Genomic DNA, 21,085 nt, shown 5'->3' with positions numbered 1-21,085 from the left:
GCTTAGATGTCAAGCTGCGACGTTCTCGGCGTGATGCGACCAAGCTGTCGTCTCGTCGTAGAGGGTGCCGGTTTTGAGGCATCCATGGAGGATGCCGACCAGGCGGTTGGCGAGTTGACGGAGAGCGGCATTGTGGCCACTGCTGCGGGCTCGTTGGCGGTCGTAGTAGGCGCGTGCTCCGGGCGAGCAGGTCAGGGCGGCGTATGCCTGGGTGAGGAGGGCGTCGATGAGCCGGTCGTTGTGGATGAACCGGGCCAGGGCGGTCTTCTTCTTGCCGGAGGCCCTGGTGATGGGGGAGGTGCCGGCGTAGTTCCTGCGGGCCTTGGCGCTGGCGTAGCGGTCGGGGTCGTCTCCGAACTCGGCGAGCACCCGAGCGCCGAGAACCTGCCCCAGCCCGGGCTGGGACAGGATGATCTCAGCGGCCGGGTGCGCCCCAAAATGGGCCTCGACCTGCCCTTGCAGGGTCTTGATCTGCTCGTTCAGGACGGTCAGGACCGCGATCAGCGCCTGGACCGAGGAGGCGTAAGCGGCGGTCACGATCTCGGGTTGGCCGAGGTGCTCGGCACGCAGCTCGGCCTGGATCGCGGAGGCCTTGTCCTGGACGTTCCTGCGTCGGGCCTTCTTCAGCGCGGCGCTGATCTGGGCGAGCGTCAGCCGGGCCGCCGCCCGCGGGGTCGGGGCCTTGGCCAGCAGGGTCAGAGCGTCGGTGGCGTCGAGGTCGCCGAACGCGGCCAGCGCGGCGGGGAAGTAGTCCCGCAGCGCGTGCCGCAGCCGCTGGGTGTGACGGGTTCGTTCCCAGATCAGGGTCTTATGGGTGCGGGTCACGACCTTGACGGCCTCGGCCTGCGGCGAGTCGCCGGCCACCGGCCGCAGCTCATGGGCGTGCGTGCGGACCATATCCGCCAGCACGTGCGCGTCACCGGCGTCGCTCTTGGCACCCGAGACCCCCAGCCGGTCCCGGAACCGGGCGGCTTGCAGCGGGTTCACCGCGAACACCGCATACCCGGCCGCGACCAAGGCCCGTACCCACGGGCCGCGGTCGGTCTCGATCCCGATCAGCACCTCGACCTCGTCGTCGTCCCCGGCAGCCTCGCCCACCAGCGCGTGCAGCCGGGCCATCCCCGCCGCGCCCTCCGGCAACCGGGCGTTGGCCAACCGGCGCCCGTTGCCGTCCATCACCTCCACATCGTGATGGTCCTCAGCCCAGTCATCCCCGACGAACAGTCGCAACGGTCCTCCCGCTCTCAAAGCCGATCACCTTCAGCAGCCTGCGGGAGAACCATCGGCGACCTAATCAAGCAGTGCTCACACCACCACTGGCGGTGGGCACGACATCCCATCAGCGATCAACTCTCCCGGCCAGCCCGGCAGGGGCACGGTCTTTCAGCAGGACTCAACGTCCAGGAACCACGAGTGCTCACCTGCCGGGCGGCTACCAACTCCGAAGTCTGCCGGATGGCTAACTTCCCGACTGATTAGGAGCCGCGGCGCACAATGAGGGTCATGCTGCTCAGAATGAGTGGTCACGTGTGCGGCGATGCTGCGGGGGCTGTTCGAACTCGGTGCAATCGCAGGCTCGGCACACCCCCAGCTCCGCATGTGCCGTCAGTGGCCGCCCACCAGCATGCCCCAGTGAAGTGAGCACATTCCTCTGATCCACCGAAACAGTGATACGTCCAAGCGTAGGGCCATCGTGCGCCTCACGGTCGGCCACAATGGGCGGCTCAGTCCGCCGAACTCTCCTACGCTGAGTGGCCCCACCCTTGGCGGACCTCAGTCGCGCCCCTTTTCCAGGCGCGCCGCGCTGACGATGAAGTCGGCCACAAGTCGGCGAGCGTCATCCGACATCTCAACCAGCGCCCGAAGCGCATCGCGGTTGAGCGCCTTACCCGCGATGGCGGAGTCCGCGGCCACGGCATCGCCCACCTGCTCGGCCTCCTCCTCGTCGCCGAAGTAACCCACCGGCACACTGAAGAACGCCGCCAGCGCCTTGAGCGTTTTGAACTGCGGATTGTCGGAGCGGCCAGTGCGCAGCTTCCACACCGTGGTGGAGGAGATCTCCTCACCGGTGGCAGCACTGATCTGCGTCGCGATCCCCACGTTGTTGCCCGGGCGCGGGCTTCCCTGCGGCCAGCGGTGCTGGATGAGCCACTCGACCTTCTCGGCCAGCGAGCGCACGGCGACGGCCCCGTCGTCAGCCATCGCCGTCAACTTCAGACAACCAAGACCAAGATTCATCACTCATAGTTGACAGACCATAACTTTCCGTGTTTATCCTGTCGCAACAATATCAACTTCAGTTGATGGCCGACACCGTCCCGCGCCGACGACCGAACCAAGCGGAGCTCACCTATGTCCATCTGCGCACACCGTCTCGCATGCGAAGAAGAGACCCGCCACCAGCGCCTCGCCATGCTGAGGCACGCCCTGCAGCAGCAGGGGCACCCCTCCACACTGGTACGGCACCGCCACGGACGCTGGTCCCTCAAAAGCGGCGGCCAGACCGTGTACTGCGGAGGCGCGGACGGCGTCTACGCCTACATCACCCAGCACGGCCTGATCCTCGTCCCCGCCGACGACGACAACCTGGCCCACGCCGTACAGCGCCTCATCGACGGGCACCTCCGGTGAATCCCGCGCGCCGGCCAGTCGTCGTCGCCTCCTCGATCGTGGCGCCGCTGGTGGCCGGCCTTGCCGTACTGGGCGGGATCGGCTCGTTCGGCACCGTCCGCGACCTCGCCGTCCCATGGTTCGGTGCTCTGGCCTGGATCGTTCCCGTCGGCATCAACCTGGGCATTCTCGCGCTGCTGGCCTGGGACCTGCTGCTGGAGTACACCGACATGGCCTGGCCCGTGCTGCGCTGGGTCGCCTGGTGCTTCGTGGGCGCCACGGTCGCCCTCAACGCCGCGGCCGCTCACGGCCACACCGGGGCGATGGTGATGCACGCGGCGATGCCGGTGCTGTTCGTCACCGTCCTGGAGGGTGTGCGGCACCTGATCCGCCGCTGGGTCGGCCTGACCGTGCAGACGCGCCGCCAGCGGGTGCCGCTCGCCCGGTGGCTGCTGTCGCCGTGGTCGAGCCTGACGCTGTGGCGGCGGATGATCCTGTGGGATGTGACCGCCTACTCGCGGGGCCTGCACCTGGAGCACCTGCACCTGCGGGAGGTGGCACGGCTCCAGGAGATCCACGGGCGGTGGATGTGGCGCTGGCGGGCACCGCTGTCGGAGCGGATCGCGCTGCGGCTGCAGGCGGCCGAGGCGGCCTTCTCCGGCGACGCGCCGACCCAGGACCGCGGCGAGCAGCTGGTGCACGCCGCGCAGGCCATCCTGGCCGAGGCCGAGCAGTCGGGCGTACGGCTGAGCCAGATGGACCTTGCGGCCCAGCTGCGGGCGCAGGGCTATCGGATCGCCAACGAGCGGTTGCGCTGGCTGGCCTCTGCCGTAGGACTGCGGCGGGAAGCGGCGTGAACCATGCACACCGGAATTCTCCGCGAGGCCGAGCGGTTCTTTCTGTCCCAGGTGCCCGGAAGCTGGGTGCCTCGCTATCTGGCCGGTAGAGGCTTCAGCGTCGAGGTAGTTCAGCGGTGGGGCATCGGCTACGCGCCTGCCTCCTGGTGCGGACTCACCAACCATCTACGCGCCCTTGGGTACTCGGGCAGGGCCGTGCTCGATGCCGGTCTTGCCCGGCGTTCAGGCCGCGGCACTCTGATCGATGCCTTCCGTGACCGGATCATGTTCCCGTTGCGCTCCTCGTACGGCACTGTCCGGGCCTTCATCGGACATGCCGTCAACCAGGAACCGCGCTATCTCGCCAGCCCGACCACCACCGGCCGTTCCTGCAAAGACCTGCTATTTGGGCTTCACATGGTGACCAGGACAACGCTGCCGGTCCTTGTGGAGGGTCCGCTGGACGCGCTGGCCGTCAGCCTGGCCGCTCCCGGCCGATTCGCCGGGATCGCCTGCCTCGGTGCCCGGGTCAGCGCCCGGCAAGCCGAATCCCTCACCGCATTGGGCAGAGCGCGGATCCTCATCGCCTTCGACGGCGACCAGGCCGGCATCATGGGTATGGCACGCGCCTACCCGGTGCTGCGACCGGCAGCACTGGCCATTGACGCGGTCACCATGCCCGAGGGGCACGACCCCGCCTCCACACGGCAGCAGTACGGCGATGCGCACTTGGCCGGGATCCTCCTCAATCGCGGGCGTCCTCTGGCCGACCTGGCGCTCGATGTGGTGCTGACCGGCTCCGACCTGAGCTTTCCCGAAACCCGCCTGGCGGCACTCCGCCGAGCGGCCGGCGTCGTCTGCGGACTGGCGCCCCACGATGTGGCGCGCCAGGTCGGCCGGATCGCCCGCTACCTGGATCTAGATCACACGGTTGTCACCGAGGCCGTCCACGAGGCGGTTGCCGCCGTACCCGTGCTGCGAGGAAGAGCAAGCCATGGAACCCACACCTCAGCACTTCGACCCTCTGCGTGAGGCCGTCGGCCAGGGCGTTGAACAGGCCGTACACCTCGCCTCGGTTGGTGCCGTTGCCACTCAACTCCTCGTCCAAGCCAGGACTCAGCGTCTGCTGGAGCGCAGCGATCGCGAGCAGGCGGCCCAGGCCGAACACGCTCAGCGGCGCCATGCCGTCGATCAAGCTGCGCAGAGGCGGTGGCGGTCGGCTTTCGACCAGCGGTGGCTCGCCAGAGCCGATGTGCCTCAAGTGCTGAGCGTATGGTCGGTCGCCACGCCGTACGCCGCTGCGGTTCCCGAGGCTGAGCAGGCCAGATTGCGATGCGAGGGACGGCTGCGTGGGCTGCACCCGCACGCCATGGACCACTACGACCGGTCCCGGCAGGCAGGAGCCTCACACACCGAGGCGATGCAGCACACGCTGCCGTTCTTCGCCCGCGACCCGAACGTGCGCACCGGCTATCCGCCGCCGCCCCGCCGCGAGCTCCTCACCCATCCGGCCCGGCTGGCGCAGGGCGACTTCCCGCACTCCATCACCCATGTGGTCGCCGTCTCCGCGCGCACGACGCTACCCGTAGGGCAGGCTCCTGCCGTACGGTCCGCCGTCCCTATGCGGTGCCGGTGACTACAGCACTAGCCAGGTCAGCTCAGCGGTGGTGAGGGTGGGAAGCCGGCGGCCGACCCAGGAGGGGGCACCGGCCCCGGCCAGGTTGGTGATGTGCCCGTCGGCATCCACAGTGCACGTGATGCCGTAAGGCCACTCGCCCAAGACGATCCCCATGATGAGGTCCTCGGCACCGCCGTCGACGACCTTGTGCAACGCCTCCGCCGTATCCCCGGGCGAGGTGATGGCGAACAACCAGGGCAGGTCCTCGGCTGCGGCACCACCGTCGCGCTGGCCCCGGCGCCGCACGATCTCCACCTGAAGGTGCGTCAGCAGCTCCTGCCGGTTGGCGAACACCTCCCAGCCCTCGACCTTCGGCTTCTCCCTGGTGCCCAGCAGCCGCGCGGCATCGGTCTGGGTCATCGCGACCTGGACCGCGATCCCGCCCTCCGCGAGCAGCTCGCCCAGCAGGCCCCGGGCTACCGCGTCGGTGCCCTCTCCGACCAGCCCGAGGCCGTGCAGCGCCGCCAGCGCGACGGTGTACCCCATGGCGCCACCCGATGTCCCGCTCTCGGCTGGAGGCGGTGTCGTGGCTGTCCGGGCCTCTTGCAGCCGTGCCAGCTGAGCGAACTCGCGGTCCTGCCCCCGGCGCGCCAAGCCGCCGCCCAACGGAGCGAACGACAAGCGGTGCCGCAGCGGATAGCCCATCAAGACCAGGGCTGCACCTATCGCCAGGGCCGCGAGAACCGACGGGAACACCCACCCGGCGGACGACGGGGCCACTGCCAGCGGCGATGCCTGCGTGCGCGAGGGGGAGGGTGTCGGGGAGGAGGCGTTCCCGGCGGCGCGGGTTGCCGGTGGAGACGGCTCGTGACGTGGACCGCTTGTTTCAGGCCGTGCCGGCGCTGCGGAAGTTTCTGCGGTAAGCGGGTGCATGTCGCGGGAGCGCGGCCTCTGCGCCGCGTGTGGTGGCGTTTCCGCGTCCCGCAGTCGGCGGTCGCCATGGTGATCGGACATGTGTGCGGGCGGGTTCGTCTGTCGCGCGGGACCTGCGGCAGGAGCAGGCATGGGACGGGTTGGTCGGTCGCGGCCGGAGGACGGTGTGACCGACATCGGCCTAGGGCCCCGTTCCAGTGGGGCAGTGCTACCAACGTGCGGACGTGATGGCACGGCGGAGTGTGTCGCCAGTGGCGCAGGCGCCACCGAACGAGGGACGACACCGGGGGTTTCAAGCCTGGCAGGCGCTTGCTGCTGCGGCACAGCGGGTCGGGCGGCTTCGGTCCTCTGCGGCACAACCCGAGCGTGATCAGCCCCGGGACGCTCCTGCGCCGGTACGCCGACACCCGGCGTACCGGGCTGGGCCTGCGCCGGCCTGCGCCATGAGTCCTTGAGTGCCTGCCCGATGTCCGGTCTGCGCCCTGTGGTCAGCCACTGATAGACCTGCTCGCCCATCGAGGCGCACAACCGCTCCCGATCGACATAGCGCCTGGCCGTCTCACCCAACTCCGGGCACCCAGGATGGGCTGCGGCCGCAGGTACGGCACAGGCCGACACAGCCCCTGCCAGCACCCCACCCACCACCCAGCGCCGCACCAACACCCGCATCCCACACACCCCGTATCGAATCGGTGATTACCTTGATCAGTCACTCAGCGTAGTTAGTAGTCCGCTGAACACCACCAGGTCCTCAACCCGCATCGATTAAAAGGTTGATCTTGAAGGCGGCCGTACGGCATAGGACGGCACAGACCGGCGCCCGTCAGCAGAACGCCGGAACACACCCCGCCCGGCCACCGCGCCCGGCGCAGGGAAGTCGCCCTCGGCAAGCACCACCTGCCGGTCCCGCCGCCCGGAGCGGGCACCCGCGAGCACGCCGTCCAGCTCCCGAGCCGCCCGCCCCGCCGCCTCAGCCTGAAACATCCGCCCCTGAACCCGCCGCAGCTCCGCCACCGCCCACACCATCGCCTGCAGACTCGACACCAGCGTCATCACCGCCACCGTCGACCCGCACGACGAGGACCGGGCAGCCGCCAGCAACCGCGCGGCCAGCCGCACACCTCCACCGCCGACCGCAGGGGACGCGACTCTCCCGAAGGGTTCGCGCACAGCCCGGTCGAACTCCTGCACCGCCCGCCGTACCCCGCCATCCCCCAGCACATCGCCCGCGATCTGCAGCAGCCCGCCGACCGCATCCGCCTCGACCTCGCCGACCCGCCGGCCGTAGTCCGCCGCCAGCCGCGCCGCGTCCGCCCATAGCCGCTGCCGCTCCTGCGCACTGTGCTTACCCGGCCCGATCGGAGACTCCTGCGGCGATCCATTCCACAGGCGCCGCAGCCGGGGCAGCGTCAGATCGTCTCCCAGCCGCCCGCCGGCGAACCACCGCCCGTCCCCTTCCACCAGCGCCACCGCGTACCCGGTGACCTCATGGGGGTCGCGCTCGCTGTGGCGCAGCCGCACACCGACCCCCGCCTCCCGAAGTCGGCGGAAGAAGTCCTCCTCGCCGGCGGCGTTCCGCGCCGCAGAACGTACGGAACGCCGCAGCAGCGCCCGCGCCGAGACCTCCGACACCCGTTCCGCACCGGAACTCCCGCGTCGAAACCCGCCCCAGCGCGCCTGCAGCTTGGGCAGGGTGAGGTCGGCCGCCAGCTTGCCCCCGCCGTACCAGACCGGCCGCCCCTCCCGGTTCGCATGACCCGGCAGACCCACCGCATACCCCACCACCCGTCTGCGGTCCTGCTCGTCCAGGCGGCGGTGCACCAGCACCCCCGCGTCCCTCAGCGCCTGGAAGAACTCCTCGGCCGACCCCGCTCCCGCCGCAGCCGCCTGCACCCGGCGCCGCAGCACCACCCGGGCCGGCTCCTCCCACCCCCGCCGCACTGCGGACTCGGTCTCGCCCCGGGTGGGGCGGCGGGCTGCCGTACGGTCACCCGGCGCGGTCGCCGCCAGCCCGAAACGCCCCTCCAACTCCCGGCACGCCCCACGCACCTTGTAGAAGTCGTTCCAGGTGGAGGGCTTGGTGCCGTCCTGGCGGGCCAGGACGGCCACGATGTGGATGTGGTCGTCGGCGTGCCGGACCGCCACCCACCGCACCGCGTCCTCATCCCCTTCGGGTGCCAGCCCGGTGCGCTGCACGATCGTCCGTGCGGCCTCCGCCCATTCCGCATCGCTCAGGATCCGATCCCCGGGGGCGGCGCGTGCCACGCAGTGCCACACCGGCCGCTCATCCCCCTTGCCGGCCAGCGCAGCCAAAGGCTGCTCCAGCAGCCCGGTCAACGGCCGGAAGTCGCGGCTCCCGTCCGGCCGCAGCGGCGGCTCCACCTCGTCCGGGTCGCGCCACCCGGCCACGATGTGCGGATCGGTGTGCTCGCCGGCGCGCCCAGGACCGTACAGGTAGCGGAGCAGACCCGCCACCTTGGCCCCGCGCAGCACCTTGCCGATCAACGCAGCCGCCTCCGCACCGCTTCCGCGATTCCGTCGATCCTCCGCACCGTCCGCACGCAGTAGTCCGCATACGGAACCAGGTTCCCCTGCGCCTGGCCGGTCGCGTTCAGCGCCGCCACCGCCTGGTTCAGGTTCACCCCGATCCGCCGTATCTGCGCCGAGACCCGCATCAGCTCCACCAACGCCTCCCGCAGCGGATCCGGCATCGGCGGGCACACCTGCCGCGCCGCCGCCAGCGCAACCTCGGCCGCGTAAGCCCCGTGCGCGAGCCCGAGCCTTTGGGCGGCCCCCCGCAGCTCGCCGTACTCCTGCTCGGTCAGCACGAACTTCACCACACGCGAACGCGGCACCGCCTGCCGCTCACGCCGCCGCACCACACGCCTGCCCGGACCGGCCTGGTTGTTCTCTGCGGACATGTCACTGACCACCCCGTAGGACCGCGCCCGGTCCCTGCTGATCAGAAACCCCGCCGACCAGGTCGCGCGGGGTGAGCCCTCTGATCAGCAGTTTCCCCTGCTGGACCCCGCCGGGTCCAGAGCTAATGGGACATTAGACATATCTTGCTCCGCGCAGCGGCAACCGACCGCGACAGCCAGGTGTGCAGTCGTGGCTTGGCAGTTCGGGCGAAACCGTGTCGCGCACCTCAGCTTCCTACCAAGTGGGCACGATGGGATCACATGCTCACGTCAGACTGGGTGTCAACGACATTTGAGTTTTCACGTGTCGTCGACACTAAGGCCTGAATGCCAACGCCTCACCTCCACGTGCGTGGGGGGACCTGCACGACGACAAATAGACAGAGCATTTCGCTGGCTCACCCCCACGTGCGTGGGGAGGACGCCTGGACCGACGCCCGAGGCGTCCGCCGCACCGGCTCACCCCCACAGGCGTGGGGAGGACAGCACGGCACGAGCGATGGGGGATGGGGCGGCCAGCTCACCCCCACGTGCGTGGGGAGGACGCCGAGGAAGCGGTGCCCTCGTAGTGCGAGAGCGGCTCACCCCCACGTGCTTGGGGAGGACCGGAACGCCCCGGTCACGCGTTTTGCTGGCTACGGCTCACCCCCACGTGCGTGGGGAGGACGGCAATCCCATACCGGGCTCGACATAGGGCAGCGGCTCACCCCCACGTGCGTGGGGAGGACCGTATGTGTTGCGCAATCCGGTGCTCAGCACCGGCTCACCCCCACGTGCGTGGGGAGGACCCCTGCGCGCGCATGAACTCCCGTAAGAACGACGGCTCACCCCCACGTGCGTGGGAAGGACCGCGCTCAGACGTCCGGACGCCCCAAGGTGGTGGCTCACCCCCACGTGCGTGGGGAGGACCCTGCGGGAGCACAACGCCGCCAGCGGCGGGACGGCTCACCCCCACGTGCGTGGGGAGGACGGCCGCCCCGGCGACCCGGGACCGCGGTGGAGCGGCTCACCCCCACGTGCGTGGGGAGGACCCGGAGTAGTCGTAACCGCCCTCGGCAAGCATCGGCTCACCCCCACGTGCGTGGGGAGGACGCCAGGGTCAGCCCTAGTCGGTGCTCACCCGAAGGCTCACCCCACGTGCGTGGGGAGGACGACGGCGCCATCGAGGCCACCGACGGCAACAGCGGCTCACCCCCACGTGCGTGGGGAGGACACGATCGACAGCACCCTCGAAGACGACTCCGACGGCTCACCCCCACGTGCGTGGGGAGGACACGGTTTTCAGACGGTGGGTCTTCGTGGTGCGCGGCTCACCCCCACGTGCGTGGGGAGGACTGAATGTGCCGCGTTGTGCTGCGGGTACTCGGCGGCTCACCCCCACGTGCGTGGGGAGGACGCGGGGACGCCCCTAATCGGCTGTCCGGTCGCGGGCTCACCCCCACGTGCGTGGGGAGGACGGCACCGCGCGCACGATGCGCTGCCGTCCGATCGGCTCACCCACACGTGCGTGGGGAGGACACTAAGCCCAGCCTCCACACCACACGCGCGGCCGGCTCACCCCCACGTGCGTGGGGAGGACTTCGGCGTGAACCACCACAACGGCAACGGCGGCGGCTCACCCCCACGTGCGTGGGGAGGACACATCGCCGGACCTGGGTCCAACGCGCTCCAACGGCTCCCCCCCACGTGCGTGGGGAGGACCGGAACGCCCCGGTCACGCGTTTTGCTGGCTACGGCTCACCCCCACGTGCGTGGGGAGGACGGGGCCCCGGTAGTTCTGGGCGGGTGCCTCGTCGGCTCACCCCCACGTGCGTGGGGAGGACCGAGTTTGATGTCACCGAAGGGTGAGAAAATCCGGCTCACCCCCACGTGCGTGGGGAGGACGCGAGCCATGCTCATATACCGACCGCGCCTTAAGGCTCACCCCCACGTGCGTGGGGAGGACGCCCAAATCGCCGACCTGGCACGCCGCAAAGACGGCTCACCCCCACGTGCGTGGGGAGGACTACGGCGGCGCCCTGTACGCCGACCTGGCGACCGGCTCACCCCCACGTGCGTGGGGAGGACGACAGCCATCTCGCGGGCAAGTCGCCCAAGAGCGGCTCACCCCCACGTGCGTGGGGAGGACGCGGATCTCGATGTCCCGGTAGACGCCGCGGGCGGCTCACCCCCACGTGCGTGGGGAGGACACTTTCCGACCTGCGGTTTCACGTTTGCACATGCAGTTTCAGGAGAGACGTTCGCGCCGAAGCCGTACCTGTCATCCTACCGACCTCCAACTATCGCTACAGAAACAGTAATAAAAACGACAAAAGAGTACATCGAGGCGAGGGGAAGGCGTTGGGAAAGAAGTAAGGCTCACATTCACTTGTTCGGAAAGAAATGTCGGTGGTGGTGTCTACAGTGGGCCCTCGTGAAGTCGATCGGCAGTGATGCTGCCGTCAGCGGGCCCTAAAGCCCCGATGGGAGGCAAAATGGACAACTTGCGAGACATCGACCTCGTGCTATGGGGGAAGGCGCGAGGTCTGTCGAGGCATTATCCACTAGCCTGCCACCTTTTAGATGCCGCTGCGGCACTGGAAGCTCTATGGGATGACTACCTCGCCCCTGGCTTGCGCATCTACATCGCGAATGAGCTGGGGAGAAGTCAGGAGCAAGCGCGGCAGTTGCTCTCTTTCTGGGCGGCTTTGCACGATATCGGTAAGTGCATGCCATGCTTCCAGGCACAGGACCAACGCATCGGATTGAGTCAGCACATCGGTTACCCCACGGTGGAAGCCGAGAGGAAAGGTCACGCTTACGCTGCGCATGTCTGGTTAGGACAGTTTCTGGCGACTGCGGGATACAAGGCGGGGCGAAAGTCGTCCCCGGCCATCCGTGTCGCCCAGTTGCTCGGCGGTCATCATGGACGCTTCTACGAGTTCAGCCGGACTGAGTTCATCGATCCATTGGGCTCGCTGCCGGCACTGGGGATGAGCAAATGGGAGGAGCAGCGTCGTGCGATCGCGGCCATGATGCACGAACTGACGGAACGCCCTGCACCCCCAGACAAAGTTTCCGATTCAGGCGCGGCCTTGGCCTGCGGCCTGATCATCCTTGCGGATTGGCTTGTGAGCCAGGACGACTATCTGCGCGGGCGGATTGATACCGGACTGCCAGAGCGCGGCGATCTCGACGGTCTCAAGCAACACCTGCAGCACAGCCGAGCCACGATGCCGTCATTGCTGAGCGAAGCCGGCCTCGGACAGCTGACGTTCAAACCGGGTGGCTTCAGCGACGACTTCCCCTTCGAGCCGAACGACCTGCAGCGGTCCATCGGTGAGCGACTTCCCTCACTCATCGACGGCACCCCCGGCCTCCTGCTGATCACCGCCCCCATGGGTGAAGGGAAGACCGAAGCAGCTCTGTACGCGGGACGACTGATGGGCACGGCTGCGGGGATGCCCGGCTACTTCATCGGTCTGCCCACGATGGCGACCTCCGATCAGATGCTGCGGCGAGTGGACGACTACCGCAGACGTCGTATCGACGGTGCCGACTCCCTGACCTTGCTGCATGGGATGGCGTGGTTGAACGACGCGTACACCGCGGAGGGAGACGAGATCGGCATCATCACACGCGATCCCGTGGCGGCTCGATGGCTGCGCGGAAGCAAGCGCGGCCTGCTCGCCAACCTTGCGGTCGGGACGATCGACCAGGCTCTGATGGCGGTGCTCCGCGGCCGCCACAACGTCCTGCGGATGCTCGGTCTCGTGGGCAAGGTCTTCGTGGTCGACGAAGTGCATGCCTACGACACCTATATGCAGGGACTCCTCAAGACCCTGCTGCGCTGGTTGGGTGCACTAAAGGTGCCTGTGGTGCTCTTGTCCGCAACGCTCCCCGCTGCGGTAGGACGCCGGCTGGCACAGGCATACCTGGAGGGTGCCGGATGTCGCGGCCAGCAGGTTCCGGAGGTGGTGTACCCAGGGTGGGTCTACGTGAGTCCGCAAACGACGGCACCCGACCCCGTCCACGTGAAAAGCAGAGAGCGAACTCTGCACATCGAGTCCCATCGGGTCCCCATCATCGCGGATGGGCGCCCCGACCGAATCGGCGTCCTCAGCAAGGTGCTTGCCCCGGTTGTCCGGGATGGCGGGTGCGCTGCGGTCATCTGCAACACGGTCGCCGAGGCTCAATTGACCTACCTGTCACTGCAGGGGTGGTTGGAAGACCTCGACGGCCAAAAGCCGCCCGTCCGGTTACTGCACTCGCGCTTCGAGGCGTACCGCAGGGAAGAGATCACCGAGAAGATGGTAAACCAGTTCGGCAAAGAAGCCGGGAATGACCGGCCACCTGCGGCGATCTTGGTGGCTACGCAGGTGATCGAGCAGTCCCTCGACTTGGACTTCGACGTCGTGGTCAGCGACTTGGCCCCAATCGCCCTGCTGTTCCAGCGGGCGGGTCGTTGTCAGCGGCATCCGGCGCTCGACGCCAAGCGGCCGAGCTGGGCACAAGGTGTGATGCGTCTCGTGGTACTGACCCCCTCCGACCAGAACGGTGTGCTGGTCTTCCCCAAGTCATGGCCGTTCGTCTACCCCAAGGCGCTGCTTCGCCGTACTCACGATGTGCTCACAGGCTTGCCCAACGGTGAGGTAGCCATCCCCGGAGATATTCAGGACCTGGTCAACCGGGTTTACGACGAAGACTTCGACGACGAGAACTCCCCCTCCATCAGTGACGACGTGGACCGGCTGGCCGACGAGCAGGCGAAGGCCCTGTACGCCGAGATGGCCTCCATTCCCGCCCCCGGATACATCGGCCAGCTGAGCGAGCTCAGCGCAGACGACTTCGTGACTGAGTACTCGACTCGCTTGGGGTCGGAATCTGGGCGAATCGTCTGCTGCACGGTCGGTGCTGACGGGAAGCTCATGCTCGGTGAAGAGTCGCTTCCTATAGAACCTGCCGGACGCAAAGACAAGCGGAAGTGGTTTACCAAGGAGCAGGTCCGGTTGATCATGAGGCATACGATCCCAGTGCCGGGGACATGGCTACGCGGCTCGTCGGTCGAGAACGCCGCACCCCCTGAATGGGCCGACAGCCCGCATTTACGAGATCTCTTCGTGGTCAAGGTGTCGGCTGACGGCCGGACTCCGGGCTCAATAGGCAATCGAAGTGTGCAGCTCATACGAGACCTCGGTCTCTTCGATGCTTCTGCGGCCAGCGTTTGAAGCGGCACACGGCAATCGCATAGGAGAGCAGCCAGTGGCCTCACAACGACTGCGTCCGATGTCGCAAAGTGATCGACATCCGGTGCACACAATTTGGCGCCCGGCGTACAGTGTGTACGGCATGCGTCGAGCCCCGCCCGCTTGTAGGCCTGGACGGGGCCCGCGCACCTCAGAAGTCTCGGGCCAGGGGTCACGTACCTGGCCCGAGACTCCTAACCACCCACTCGACGACGATGAGCACGCCCCTGATTGCAAGGGCAACGCACTCTCCGACTGGTGGGATCCAGCCGCGACCTCGCCTCTCCGGTGTCGGCTCGGACATCCGCTGTTCCTCCCGGGACTCATAGCAGGGCAGCCGAGGATGCACCGACCGATCAACTGGTCGCCCCCGAGGGCATCCGCGTGATCGCGATCAACGGGCGCGAGACTACTGAACTCCGAGGGGTAGCGCAAGCTGCATTCAAGCCGAACCACTCGCCGATGACGCTTGCAGTATCACCCATCAGAACCTCCTCAACTGCTTGCGGAAGGCCTGCTGCTAAGAGCCTCGGGATTCACTGGCTTACAGAGCCTACTCAACTGCTTTGACGAAACACGACCGGCCCGTTAGGTTGATCTCCCAGTGATCAGACCCCCACGTGCGTGGGGAGGACGCGGCAGTTTCGCCCCAGAGGCTGCTGAACTGCGGCTCACCCTCATCGAATGAGGAAGGTAGACCCAGACCATGATGCCCTACTCCGCAGTCGCTCTCTTCGCCCCCCTTCATGAAGGCGGACCAGTGAACATCAACTTCACAAAGGGCAATCACCATGCCGTTTGACCTGCTGTCCCGTGACTGGCTACCTGTCCGCGCTGGTGACACACGCTCCGTGGTCGGGCTCCGCGAACTGTTTGCATCCGCGCACGAGCTGACCGATATCGAGGCATCTCCACCTCCGGCCGCCTCAGGGCTATGGCGAGTGCTGACCGTGATCGCAGCACGGGTGACCGGCCTCGACGACATGACACTTCCAGCCGATGAGTGGAGTGCACGCCAGGAGAAAGTGCTTGAGGGCGGCCGTTTCGACCCGGAAGAGCTGAGGAAGTACTTTGGGAAACTCTCGGGACGTTTCAATCTCTTTGACCAGTACCGGCCGTGGCTGCAGGATCCTCGGCTCAGGCAGGAGTGCAAGGGCAGTTCAGGTATCAACAAACTGGTCATGTCCCGGCCCGCCGGCAACAACCAAGTGTGGTTCAACCATGCGACGGCTTTTGACCCGCCGCCGCTGCCCGCCGAAGAAGCTGTCTTCCACCTGCTGACACAGCTCTACTACGGCCCATCGGGGCAGTGCACACCGCGAACGGTCGCCGAGACTTCCGCAGGCAACTCCAAGGCCGGGCCTCTGCGCAGAACGATCTCGTTTCATCCGCTGGGCAGTACCCTCTTCGAGTCGCTGATCGCCGGGATCCCTCCGGCGTACCGCTACGACCGGGGCGGAGCCGACTTGGCCCCCTGGGAAACCGATGAGCTCCCAAACCCGTTGAGCGTTCCGCCAAAGCCCAGTGGGCTCGGCGGCGTCCTGACGGGACGGTTTCAGCATGCGGTGTTGCTAGAGCCCTCCGCCGATGAAAACTCGGTCGTCAACGCCTGGATCACGTGGGCGTGGCGCAACCGCGAGCTGCCAGCTGATGACCCCTACCTGGTGTATCAGCAGAACAAGGAAGGCGCCTACTACGCTCGGCAGGCCGATGCGAGTCGAGCGCTGTGGCGGGACTTCGACTCGCTGATCCTCGAGGACGTCGGCGATGAAGGGCGTCGCCGACCCGCCGTGCTGGCCGCAGTCGAGGACATGCGCGGAACGCTGCTGTCGACGCTGCAGGTCCGAGCTTTCGGCTTCGACCAGGACGGCCAGACCAGAGACAAAGAGTGGACCGTCGGCGTCACCCCGGCGCTGCTGGCCTTGGCGAACGAGACGCAGGTCGCTCGGGCGATCAGTCAGATGCGGCAAGCGGCGGAGACTGTGGAACGGAACCTGGAATGGGCTCTGCGCATGGTCTGGGAGGCGATCAACGACCCGTCCAATGGAGATGGCAAGGCACAGCGTAGGGACATCCCGAAGGGGCCCTGGCCGGCGCAAGGAGCCTTCCGCTACTGGATACGTGCTGAACAGATCTTCTGGCGCCGGATACGTGGCCGCGATTTCGATAGCCCAGTCAACGACTTCCTGAGGCTGGCACTGAACGTATACGACGAGGTGACGAACAGCGCGGGTTCGCTGCCTCGCGTCAAACGAGCGATCGAGCTCAAGCGAGGCCTGATCTTCAGGCAGGTTCCTTTTACCAGCAGACCACAACATGCATAAGGAGCGCGAGTGAGCTCGATCCCTTCGATTGCGACGGCCGACAGGTATGTCGCCCACCTCAGCACAAGGATTTCGAGCGACCCTGGACGGCGTTCCGCCTTACGCAGAAGCATAGGCAGACCGGTGGAGGACCCGATGGTTCTCAAGGCCCATGCGACGGTCGTTCCTTGGCTCCCGGCCCTGCCGAGCCGAGCCGTCGAAAGTGCCTACTATTCGATCGCCGCCCTGATCGCCGCCCAACCTGCCAACCGCCGTGCTGAGAAACCGGCGAGCGAGCTCCCCGCCCCTCCGGAAGTGCCTACGGAGGAGGAGAAGAAGTCGGAGCGCCCTACGGCCAGCCTTGGAGAAACGCTCGGCCTTGCCGTACGGGACAAAAAGCTCAACCTAGACACGACGGAAGCCCGCCTGCTTCTGCTCTGTCGCCAGGACGTAACCGGCCTGCACCGGCAACTGCCCGGCCTCGTCCGTCAGTTGACCGCCAAGGAGCTTACCCCGGACTGGGGCCGCCTTCTGATCGATCTCAGCCGATGGGGACATGGCCGCGACCGAGTCGTCAAGCGATGGATTCAGGACTTCCACCGCACTATCAGTCTCACCGTCGATAACGCCAACTCAGAGAACGAGGAATAATGACCCCCACCCCCCGATACCTCGATGTGCACGTACTCCAGACCGTGCCGTTCTCGAATCTCAATCGCGACGATCTCGGCTCGCCTAAGAGCATGGTGTACGGCGGAGCGACCCGGACACGTGTTTCGAGTCAGTGCTGGAAGCGCGCCGTCCGCCTCGACGTCGAGCGCGCTATCGGCGATCCGGCGGTGCGTACCCGACGGGTGCCCGCCGAAGTGGCCTCCCGGCTCCAGGAACGAGGGTGGTCGGAGGACGCGGCCCTGGCGGCAGGGGCGCAGATAGTCCTGTCGGCCAACAAGAAGGACGGTCTCAAATTGGAGGACAAGGGCGGGACCTCGGTTCTGCTGTACCTCCCGAAAACCGCGCTCGACGCTCTCGCCGACCTGGCCGAGATGCACCGGGAGGCGATCGAGCAGACGGTGGGCGTCAAAAAGCCGAAGGCCGTTCTCACCCCCGAGCATGTCGCGCCCATCCTGTCGGAGCGCAATGGAGTCATCAATCTGTTCGGCAGGATGCTCGCCGAACTGCCGGGCGCCGGAGTCGACGGTGTCGTCCAGGTGGCCCACGCGTTCACTACCCATGAGGTCGCACCGGAGATCGACTTCTTCACCGCGGTCGACGACTGCCTGCCCCCAGACGCGGTCGGCAGTGGGCACATGAACAGCGCCGAGTTCAGCGCCGGGGTGTTTTACCGGTATGCCAGTCTCGATCTCGATGGCCTGGTGGGCAACCTCGGTGGTGACAGCACAATGGCGCAGGAGCTGACGAGCGAGTTCCTACGGGCATTCGTCTCTTCTCTGCCGACGGGCAAGCAGACCTCCTCAGCCGCCAACACCCTGCCTGACCTGGTGCACATTGCGCTGCGCGGTGACCGGCCGATCTCCCTCGCCGCAGCCTTCGAGGCGCCCGTCCGGCCCGAGCACGGAATCGCCACCCCCTCGCGCAGACAACTGGCCCACCACGCGGGCCGCCTGCAGAAGCTGTGGGGCGACAGCGGCATTGTCCACAGCGGTTATGCCTCCGTCGATGAGAAGCCTCTGGACAACCTGGGAAGCCAGGTCGGTTCTTTTGCTGAGCTGATCGAAGGCGCCGTCACGGCCGCTTTCCGGGAAAGCCAGGCATGAGCGGTCTGGTGCTGCGGCTCGCCGGTCCAATGCAGTCCTGGGGAGAGCACAGCGTATTCAACCAGCGCGACAGCCTACGCTTTCCCACCCGATCCGGTCTCATCGGCCTGCTGGCGTGCGCCGAAGGAGTGGAGCGCGGAGGCTTGCTCGTGCCGTACGAGAAACTGCGCTTCACCGTTCGCATCGATCGGCCCGGCGTGCACATGCTCGACTTCCACACCGTTGGCGGGGGACTACCTCGCGGTGTGCCGCGTCCCGACGGCACCTATCGCTCACGTGAGTCAGCCACGATCGTCACCCGACGGCAGTATCTGGCGGACGCGGTGTTCACCGTCGCCGTCGAAGGCCCCGAGCAACGAATGGGTGAACTCGCCGAAGCGCTGCGCCATCCCCGTTGGCAGCCATACCTGGGGCGACGTTCCTGCCCTCCGGACGAACCGCTGCTGCTCCGCCAGGTCGACGACCCCGTTGCCCATCTGGAGTGCAAGGTACCCATGGCGCGCCGACTCCGAGAAAGGGATGAGCCCACGGCGGAGTTCGTCACCGAGGGCACCGTAGACGCGGCCGACACAGTCACTGAGCTGGCCGATGTACCGGTGAGCTTCCATCGCCACAACCGGCGCTATCGCATTCGCGCTGTCAGCGTCACTACTCGGGTGCTCCCCAGAGAGCTTTACATGACCGGCGACGCCTACTGGGAGCAACTGGCCATCTACATGCAGGAGAAGTCGTGACGACCTGGCTGGTCCGGATCATGCCGGACCTGCGGCGAAGAGATGTCAGCAGCGATCTGGCGGACCTGGATCGGCTCCACAAGCGGTTGATGATGCTGGTCCCTGACGAGATGGGCGCGCAGGCGCGAGCACAGGCCGCACTCCTGTTCCGCATCGAGGACACTCGGGCCGGCCTTCAAATCCTCGTCCAGTGTGGCGTCAAACCCGATCTCTCTCGGCTCCCCGACGGCTATGGGGAACTCGCCACTCGTGAACTGAACAGCCTGCTGAGGCAGCTCGCGAAAGGCACAGTGGTGCACTATCGCATCGCCGCCAACCCCTCCAAACGCCTCGGTAAGAGCGCCGGTTCCGACGCCGGAAAGATTAAGGCGCTGCGGGGCCCTGCAGCCGAGGAGTGGTGGGTGTCGCGCGCTGCCGTCAACGGCCTGGCCATCTCCACCGTATCCTCGCAGTCCCAAAAGGACATCAGGGCCAAGGAGAAAGTACGGCACGCCGTCGTCCGCTTCGACGGAAGCGCGGTGGTGACCGACCCGGCGGCCGTACGCATCGCCGTTCTCCAGGGGGTCGGCCGCGGCAAGTCGTACGGCTGTGGCTTGCTCAGCCTCGCTGTGGTGCAACGATGACAGGGGCCGCCCGACGTAAACTCGCCGCTCCAACGCTCGCGATGCTGCCGCGGATCGCCGACTCGCTGTCGTTCCTCTACACCGAGGCTGTGCGGATCGTGCAGGACGATACGGGAGTCTGTGCTCAGGTCGAGTCTCCTCGGGGGACCGACCGCGTATACATTCCGACGGCGGCCCTCGCCTGTGTTCTCCTAGGGCCGGGTACGTCGATCACCCAGCCGGCCATGGCCACGATCGCGCGTCACGGCACCACGGTCGTATGGACTGGAGCGGGAGGGGTGCGAACGTATTCGGGCACCGTGCCCGCCTCGCTGACCACCGCATGGCTTGAGAAGCAGGTGCGCGCCTGGGCAGACGACAAGAGCCGCTTGGACGTCGCCGTGCGAATGTACGAGGCGCGTTTCGGCCTCGGCTCCGCGCCGGTCGGAGCCTCTCTCGCAAAGCTCCGTGGGCTGGAAGGTGCACGCATCAAGGCGCTGTACAAGCTGCTGACCACGAAACATGGGATCAAGCGCTTCAGGCGAAACTACGACCCAGAAGCGTGGGATAGCCAAGATCCTGTTAACAAGGCGCTGTCCAGCGCCAACTCCTGCATGTACGGCGTGGTCCACGCCGCAGTGCTGGCTCTGGGCTGCTCGCCGGCACTGGGCTTCATCCACAACGGCACCCAGATGGCCTTCGTCTACGATGTCGCTGACATCTATAAGGCGCGCGTGACCATTCCCTTGGCATTCTCTCTGCACGACTCCGCCAATCCCGAGCGTGATGCGCGGCGGCGCCTCCGTGAAGACTTCAAAGCCTTCAAGCTCATGCCGAAGATCGTCGCCGACGTCCAGTCGTTGATCGATCCGAGCAACGAGAGCCCTGCTTTCTCCGACCGGAGTAGCGACATAGTCCACCTATGGGATCCCCAGATGGGTGCCCTCCCGGCAGGGGTGAACTACGGCTCCGAGAGCTTCGATTCCTTCCCTGGAGTACCTGATGGCCTCGATGGTTATGATCTCGACGACCGCGATCCCTGACCACGTCGGTGGAGCTCTTTCACGCTGGCTCATCGAGCCTTGTCCTGGGCTTTTCGTCGGCACCGTGTCGGCGCGGGTTCGCGACGAGCTCTGGTCGATAGTCAGCGCGAGTATCGGCGACGGGTTGGCGGTCCTCATCCACCCTGCGGACACCGAGCAGGGCTTCGCCATGCGTACGGCAGGTCGGCGTCGCCGTCATGTGATCGACTTCGACGGTTTGCAGTTGATCAAGTTCGCGGCCACCGGGCCTGACGACACATCAGAAACTGCAAGTGCGATTGTGAACTAGCAGGTCGGGAAGTGTTTTCCCCACGCACGTGGGGGTGAGCCGCCGCGCTCGTCGAGAACGCCGTCGATTACGGGGTTTTCCCCACGCACGTGGGGGTGAGCCGCAGGCCGCTGACCAGGGTCAGCAGATCCCTGGTTTTCCCCACGCACGTGGGGGTGAGCCGCTACCGCGGCCGCCGTACCCCTACTCGGTGCGG

General features: G+C 66.9%; 17 protein-coding genes and 1 CRISPR repeat array. Of the genes, 12 read left to right on the top strand and 5 right to left on the bottom strand.

Going from position 1 to position 21,085, the window contains the following annotated elements; all coding sequences use genetic code 11:
- Nucleotides 1-9: 9 nt before the first annotated feature.
- Both Ssi02_RS38015 and Ssi02_RS38010 read right to left on the bottom strand, forming a co-directional pair.
- Nucleotides 10-1,230 (bottom strand): IS110 family RNA-guided transposase, encoded by a 1,221-nt coding sequence (locus tag Ssi02_RS38015; RefSeq protein WP_204034024.1) that lies wholly within the window; start codon nucleotides 1,228-1,230, stop codon nucleotides 10-12.
- Between the two features lie 543 nt (nucleotides 1,231-1,773).
- Nucleotides 1,774-2,202 carry a hypothetical protein gene (locus Ssi02_RS38010; protein WP_204034011.1) on the bottom strand — a complete coding sequence of 143 codons (429 nt, stop codon included), beginning with the start codon at nucleotides 2,200-2,202 and terminating at the stop codon, nucleotides 1,774-1,776.
- Nucleotides 2,203-2,352: 150 nt separating this feature from the next.
- On the opposite strand from Ssi02_RS38010, the gene Ssi02_RS38005 reads away from it, so the two are divergent.
- The 4 genes from Ssi02_RS38005 to Ssi02_RS37990 are packed head-to-tail and all read left to right on the top strand — an operon-like array spanning nucleotide 2,353 to nucleotide 5,082.
- Nucleotides 2,353-2,631 (top strand): hypothetical protein, encoded by a 279-nt coding sequence (locus Ssi02_RS38005; RefSeq protein WP_204034000.1) that lies wholly within the window; start codon nucleotides 2,353-2,355, stop codon nucleotides 2,629-2,631.
- Nucleotides 2,628-3,467 carry a DUF2637 domain-containing protein gene (locus Ssi02_RS38000; RefSeq protein ID WP_204033995.1) on the top strand — a complete coding sequence of 280 codons (840 nt, stop codon included), beginning with the start codon at nucleotides 2,628-2,630 and terminating at the stop codon, nucleotides 3,465-3,467. The genes Ssi02_RS38005 and Ssi02_RS38000 overlap by 4 nt, the downstream gene beginning before the upstream one ends.
- 3 nt (nucleotides 3,468-3,470) lie before the next feature.
- Nucleotides 3,471-4,478, top strand: coding sequence for a toprim domain-containing protein (locus Ssi02_RS37995; protein ID WP_204033990.1), 1,008 nt, complete (start codon nucleotides 3,471-3,473; stop codon nucleotides 4,476-4,478).
- Nucleotides 4,441-5,082 (top strand): hypothetical protein, encoded by a 642-nt coding sequence (locus Ssi02_RS37990; RefSeq protein ID WP_204033985.1) that lies wholly within the window; start codon nucleotides 4,441-4,443, stop codon nucleotides 5,080-5,082. Before Ssi02_RS37995 ends, Ssi02_RS37990 begins: the two co-directional genes overlap by 38 nt.
- Here Ssi02_RS37990 and Ssi02_RS37985 read toward each other — a convergent pair whose 3' ends face one another.
- The 3 genes from Ssi02_RS37985 to Ssi02_RS37975 form a co-directional block, all read right to left on the bottom strand.
- Nucleotides 5,083-5,610, bottom strand: coding sequence for a hypothetical protein (locus Ssi02_RS37985; RefSeq protein ID WP_204033981.1), 528 nt, complete (start codon nucleotides 5,608-5,610; stop codon nucleotides 5,083-5,085).
- A gap of 1,152 nt (nucleotides 5,611-6,762) precedes the next feature.
- Nucleotides 6,763-8,502: a relaxase/mobilization nuclease domain-containing protein gene (locus Ssi02_RS37980; protein WP_204033980.1), complete on the bottom strand. Its 1,740-nt coding sequence runs from the start codon at nucleotides 8,500-8,502 to the stop codon at nucleotides 6,763-6,765.
- On the bottom strand, nucleotides 8,499-8,918 hold the full coding sequence (locus Ssi02_RS37975; protein ID WP_204033977.1) for a plasmid mobilization protein: 420 nt from the start codon (nucleotides 8,916-8,918) through the stop codon (nucleotides 8,499-8,501). Before Ssi02_RS37975 ends, Ssi02_RS37980 begins: the two co-directional genes overlap by 4 nt.
- Nucleotides 8,919-10,101: 1,183 nt before the next feature.
- A CRISPR array of direct repeats spans nucleotides 10,102-11,107; the repeat unit is 29 nt; unit sequence CGGCTCACCCCCACGTGCGTGGGGAGGAC.
- Nucleotides 11,108-11,392: 285 nt separating this feature from the next.
- Here Ssi02_RS37975 and cas3 point away from each other — a divergent pair.
- From cas3 to cas2e, 8 genes are all read left to right on the top strand, one after another.
- On the top strand, nucleotides 11,393-14,125 hold the full coding sequence (cas3, locus tag Ssi02_RS37970; RefSeq protein ID WP_204033972.1) for a CRISPR-associated helicase Cas3': 2,733 nt from the start codon (nucleotides 11,393-11,395) through the stop codon (nucleotides 14,123-14,125).
- An 809-nt stretch (nucleotides 14,126-14,934) separates the two neighbouring features.
- Entirely contained in the window at nucleotides 14,935-16,467 is a 1,533-nt protein-coding gene (gene casA / locus Ssi02_RS37965) for a type I-E CRISPR-associated protein Cse1/CasA (protein ID WP_204033958.1), read from the top strand.
- A gap of 9 nt (nucleotides 16,468-16,476) precedes the next feature.
- Complete coding sequence (gene casB, locus Ssi02_RS37960; protein WP_204033953.1) at nucleotides 16,477-17,097, top strand: type I-E CRISPR-associated protein Cse2/CasB; 621 nt, start codon at nucleotides 16,477-16,479, stop codon at nucleotides 17,095-17,097.
- Nucleotides 17,097-18,221, top strand: a complete 1,125-nt coding sequence (gene cas7e, locus Ssi02_RS37955) for a type I-E CRISPR-associated protein Cas7/Cse4/CasC (protein ID WP_204033938.1) — start codon at nucleotides 17,097-17,099, stop codon at nucleotides 18,219-18,221. Before casB ends, cas7e begins: the two co-directional genes overlap by 1 nt.
- A complete protein-coding gene (gene cas5e, locus Ssi02_RS37950; protein ID WP_204033925.1) occupies nucleotides 18,218-18,955 on the top strand; it encodes a type I-E CRISPR-associated protein Cas5/CasD in 738 nt (245 codons plus the stop codon). The genes cas7e and cas5e overlap by 4 nt, the downstream gene beginning before the upstream one ends.
- Nucleotides 18,952-19,578 (top strand): type I-E CRISPR-associated protein Cas6/Cse3/CasE, encoded by a 627-nt coding sequence (gene cas6e, locus Ssi02_RS37945; protein WP_239130412.1) that lies wholly within the window; start codon nucleotides 18,952-18,954, stop codon nucleotides 19,576-19,578. Before cas5e ends, cas6e begins: the two co-directional genes overlap by 4 nt.
- Nucleotides 19,575-20,600 carry a type I-E CRISPR-associated endonuclease Cas1e gene (gene cas1e, locus Ssi02_RS37940; protein WP_204033923.1) on the top strand — a complete coding sequence of 342 codons (1,026 nt, stop codon included), beginning with the start codon at nucleotides 19,575-19,577 and terminating at the stop codon, nucleotides 20,598-20,600. The genes cas6e and cas1e overlap by 4 nt, the downstream gene beginning before the upstream one ends.
- Nucleotides 20,560-20,889, top strand: coding sequence for a type I-E CRISPR-associated endoribonuclease Cas2e (gene cas2e, locus Ssi02_RS37935; protein WP_204033916.1), 330 nt, complete (start codon nucleotides 20,560-20,562; stop codon nucleotides 20,887-20,889). The genes cas1e and cas2e overlap by 41 nt, the downstream gene beginning before the upstream one ends.
- The last annotated feature ends 196 nt before the right edge of the window (nucleotides 20,890-21,085 follow it).

It is taken from the genome of Sinosporangium siamense (genome assembly GCF_016863435.1).
Lineage (GTDB): Bacteria > Actinomycetota > Actinomycetes > Streptosporangiales > Streptosporangiaceae > Sinosporangium > Sinosporangium siamense.
Note: the sequence above shows the minus strand (reverse complement) of the source record. Positions and strands in the feature narration are given on the sequence as shown.